General features: G+C 26.7%; 5 protein-coding genes. All 5 read left to right on the top strand.

Translation table 11 applies throughout. The annotated features are described in order from the left end of the window. Nucleotides 1-97 precede the first annotated feature (97 nt). The 5 genes from CHX27_RS00640 (at nt 98) to CHX27_RS00620 (ending at nt 4,354) form a co-directional block, all read left to right on the top strand. The gene (locus CHX27_RS00640; protein WP_094484856.1) at nt 98-1,093 is read left to right on the top strand and encodes a polysaccharide deacetylase family protein; all 996 of its coding nucleotides are present in this window, start codon (nt 98-100) and stop codon (nt 1,091-1,093) included. Further along, nucleotides 1,090-2,202, top strand: a complete 1,113-nt coding sequence (locus CHX27_RS00635) for a GNAT family N-acetyltransferase (RefSeq protein ID WP_094484855.1) — start codon at nt 1,090-1,092, stop codon at nt 2,200-2,202. The genes CHX27_RS00640 and CHX27_RS00635 overlap by 4 nt, the downstream gene beginning before the upstream one ends. Before the next feature lie 105 nt (nt 2,203-2,307). Beyond that, nucleotides 2,308-2,988: a hypothetical protein gene (locus tag CHX27_RS00630; RefSeq protein WP_133063370.1), complete on the top strand. Its 681-nt coding sequence runs from the start codon at nt 2,308-2,310 to the stop codon at nt 2,986-2,988. A gap of 682 nt (nt 2,989-3,670) precedes the next feature. After that, nucleotides 3,671-3,985 (top strand): hypothetical protein, encoded by a 315-nt coding sequence (locus tag CHX27_RS00625; RefSeq protein ID WP_094484853.1) that lies wholly within the window; start codon nt 3,671-3,673, stop codon nt 3,983-3,985. A 21-nt stretch (nt 3,986-4,006) separates the two neighbouring features. Continuing rightward, entirely contained in the window at nt 4,007-4,354 is a 348-nt protein-coding gene (locus CHX27_RS00620) for a hypothetical protein (RefSeq protein ID WP_094484852.1), read from the top strand. Nucleotides 4,355-4,448 lie beyond the last annotated feature (94 nt).

The following is a 4,448-nucleotide window of genomic DNA, read 5'->3' as shown; positions in this document are numbered from 1 at the left end:
TTGATTTTTAATCAATTATGTTTTTTGTCGTGTACTAAAATATTTGTGCATTAACAAAACTCTGATGTTAACATCAGAGTTTTTAATTTAAAAAACTATGGGAATTGTAAAAGACATTTTATACAAAACAGCTAATAAAAGATTTTTAAAAATATTTAAAAATCAAACTATATTTCCTTATTATCACATCGTTAGAGACAATAAAGTTTCACATATTGAAAATTTATATCAATTTAAAAATTGCAAACAATTTTTAAATGATATTGATTTATTAACAAAGCATTACAATTCAATTAATCCCAAAGATTTATTAGAAAATAAAAATAATAAAAATAGTTTTTTACTTTCTTTTGATGATGGGTTGCAAGAAGTTTATACCGTTATTTATCCAATTTTAAAAAAACACAACCTAAAAGCAATATTTTTTATAAATCCAAATTTCGTTGACAACAACGAAGGTTTATATAAACATTACATAAGCATTATAATATCACACTTAAAAAATATTGATTTTGAAAAATCAACATTAGAAAAAATATCTCAAAAACTATCATTTTCATATAATTCTATCGATGAATTTAAACATAAGTTTATAAACATAAAATATTCTGAAAGAGAAAAAATAAACGATGTTTTAGAATTTTTAAAAATTGATATTAAAGCATATTTACAAGAACACAGACCATACATTACAAAAGAACAAATTCAAGAAATGATTAATGATGGTTTCTTCTTTGGTGGTCATACCATGTCGCATCCATCATTAAATCAACTTACACATGAAGAACAGAAAAAAGAAATAATCAATTCTATAGATTGGCTTAAAGAAAATTTTAATATCAATTATTCATTTTTTGCTTTTCCATTTTCTGATAAATCTATTTCAAAAAAATTATTAAATGAATTATTTGAATATGATAACAATATCAAGCTATTTGGTAATTCAGGATTAAAGAAAGATATAGACAATCGAATTATACAACGTTTTTCATTAGAAAACCCAAAAAAAACAACTGCAAAACAAATTGTTACAGAAAATTTATATAAGTATTTCAATAAATTAATAGGCAAGTATAATATCAAAAGAAAATGATTGAAATAAAAAAAATATTAAAAAAAGATGTTCCAAAATTATTATTAGATAATACGTTTTGGAATTTCTCATTTTTAACAATTAGCAAACATAGATTATTAGCACACTATAAAAATCCAATAATTGAAGAAAATGATATAGTATTATTATTAGCCTACTTAGATAATGAATTAGTCGGTTATATGGGTTTATATATCGACAGAATAAATATAAATAACCAGTCTGAAAAAATAGGGTGGTTATCAACTTGGTGGGTACACCCAAAAACTAAAGGAACAGGTATCGGGCGTGAAATTTTAAATACAATGTATGCCGAAAATCAAGGTAAAATAGGGATTTCTCAATTTACACCAAGTGCAAAAAGAGTATATGATAAATCAGGCTATTTTACAACGCTAAAAGAAAGTAAAGGTATCAAGGCAGTTTTAAGAAGTAATTTACAATTTGTAATTCCAACTCTATTTCCAAAGTTAAATTTTTTAAAAGGACTATTAAATACCATTGATACTGTTATTAACTCAATAGTAAATATAAAATTATATATTCAAAAAACGCTATTATTTAGTAAAACTAAACACTTAACTATTGAATATGTAAACCATTTAGATAATGAAACTCAAAATATTATAAATACTTTTAATAAAAATGACATATCAATCAAGGATAATAAATTCTTTGAATGGTTGAAAGCCTATAATTGGGTTCAAAAAGCACCTATACTTGAGTTAACTAATAAAAATAAATATGAATTTTCAATTTATGATACTGAATTTGAATTTTCATTAATGAAAATAAGCAATAAAACCGACTGCATTGGTTTTATAGTACTTCAAAAAAGAAACTATGTTTGTAAAGTACTTTTTTCTTATTTTAATAATTCAAAAAATACAATTGATGTTTCAAATATCATCAAATTGCAAGCAATACACCAAAATACAAGAGAAATTATTTGTTATGATGATGCTATTTGTAATAATTTAAAAAAATCAAGCATATTTCTTTATAAAACAAAAAAAATCAAGCAATCAATAATCTCAAAAGAATATAATGTTACAGATTTTAGCAATGTCAGAATGAATTTTGGTGATGGAGATTGTTCATTTGCATAATTATTTAAAAAAACAGTAACTTCGCATTCTAACTAATTAAAAACTAATATTATGGCTTCTACATCTGAAAAAGGGCACGCTAAAAACATTGCAAACGCAAATTTATTGAATACTTATATAGTTCAATTAAGTGCAATTTACAATCCAAGTAACCCAAAATTACTTTTATCAAACCTTCAAAACATTTACACAAATTCATTTTCACATCAAGAAAGTGTAAATACATTAGTTGCTCCCTACTCTATTGCAGTTGATAATCGTGAAAATGTTTTTGCTCCACAAAGCAAAAAAATCACAAAACTTCGCAAAGCATACAAAGCCACCGAAGGAGTAACACCAGCACAATTAGAAGATTTTATGACTATTGCTAGAAAATTAAAAGGTATTCGTAAAGTCAATAACGCACCGACAACAGACACTACAGAGGAGCAAACACAACACTCAACCTCTCAAATGAGTTACGACCAACGCACCAATAATTACGATTTATTAATTTCTCAACTTCAAAATACACCAAACTACAACCCAAACGAAACAGAATATCAGATAGCTACACTGCAAGCAGAAAAAGCCCAAATGTTGCAAGCAACGCAAGGCGTTGCTAATACTTTTGTTCCTTTAAATAATGCTCGTAGCATTCGCAACAATTCAATGTATCTTTCAGAAGATAATTTAGTAGATACTTTCAATAAAGCAAAAGATTACTTGTTTACAATCCTTGACAGTAATTCAGTCCAATACAAAGCAATAGCAAAAATTAAATTCAAAAAAGTAGGTCAAGCATAAAAAACGCATAAGGCTTGTGCAAAACTGCATAAGCCTTATGCCAAAATAGATAAGCCTTGTGCCAAACTATATAAGCCTTATGCCAAAGTAAATATGACAACTGCCAAAATAGATAAACCTTTTGCCAAACTACACAAGCCTTATGTAAAAACAGATATGACTTGTGAAAAAGTAGATAAGTCTTATGCCAAAATAGATAAGACTTGTGCACCAGTAAAATAGGCACTTAACAAAAATAAATAATCCGAATAAAAAACGGAAAATCGTGGTAGAAAAAGATATGGCTTCCTCCAACAAGCGTTTTGCAAGATTGCGGGGTAAGTGTTTAATTTAAAGTTTTGGCATATCAATAAAGTTCAGTAATAACCTAAAAGTAAAGGCTAATTTAGTCCGCAACCTCGCAAAGCGCTGGGACGTTGCAAGAAACCTTATGACAAACAAAGCGTAAAAAAGTAAACTAAAAGAAAGAAAATCATTAGATTAGCGTTTAAGTACAGCCAGCGTATAGGCAAGCCAAAGAGCAAAACAAATAGAAACGACTAACTTTTGAAAGAGTAAATTAGAAGAAATGGAACAATTTGTGAAGTAAATTGTTTTAAGCAACAAAACGGCAGATTATTAATTAACAATTTAAAGTGGAAGTCTTTGTCCTGCCAGAAGATGGAAACACCCAATTAACAAAATGAAAAATGTATTTTTTTCTTTAGCATTTATGCTAATCGGTTCGTTTGCTTTTGCAAATAATTCTAATTCTTTCGACAACCAAATTTCTAATGAAATTTCAAAATTAGAAAACTTAAATTTGGTTAATGACGTTTTTAGCATTTCAACATTTGAAACTGTTAAAATTGGAGAAAGTTTGCTAGAGTGTCATGTTAAAATAAAAGGAACAATTAATGGTAAAGCAGTAAATATTGATGTAACTTTTACTAGCGATTCTGGTAGTTGTATAAAAGACACTGTCAAATTGTTAAAAGATTTAGCTGCTGAAATGTAATATAAACTAAAATTTGAAAAAATGAAAAAAATATTTTTAATAGCATCTCTAGTTTTCTTTTGTTTTCAATCTTATGCAAATAATGGTTTAGAGAGAAATAATGAGATTTATAAGACTTCATTTAACAACTTATCAGTAAATCAAAATATAGATTTAAAAATGATAAGTGAACTAAAATTTGATAAAGTAGAAAATCATTCTATTTTAATATCAAAAAGTAATAATGAGGATGTATATGATTGTGAAATAACAATCAAAGGTAATTTTGAGGGTAATCAAGTTGATGTTGTAGTAACTATCTATGATGTCTCTTGGGCTGGTTGTCAAACATTAAAGGCGGCAGTTAAAGTCCTTTTAGCTACAATGTAATATTTTTCAGAGGCTTCTTACGAAGAAGCCTCTTTATTTTAAAAATAATAATTGAGTTATCCATTTGCGTTCCTTATCAAATCAGTATAACTAA

The sequence above is a fragment of the Flavobacterium aurantiibacter genome (assembly GCF_002251775.1).
GTDB classification, from domain to species: Bacteria; Bacteroidota; Bacteroidia; order Flavobacteriales; family Flavobacteriaceae; genus Flavobacterium; species Flavobacterium aurantiibacter.
This window is presented reverse-complemented; position numbering and strand designations above follow the sequence as displayed.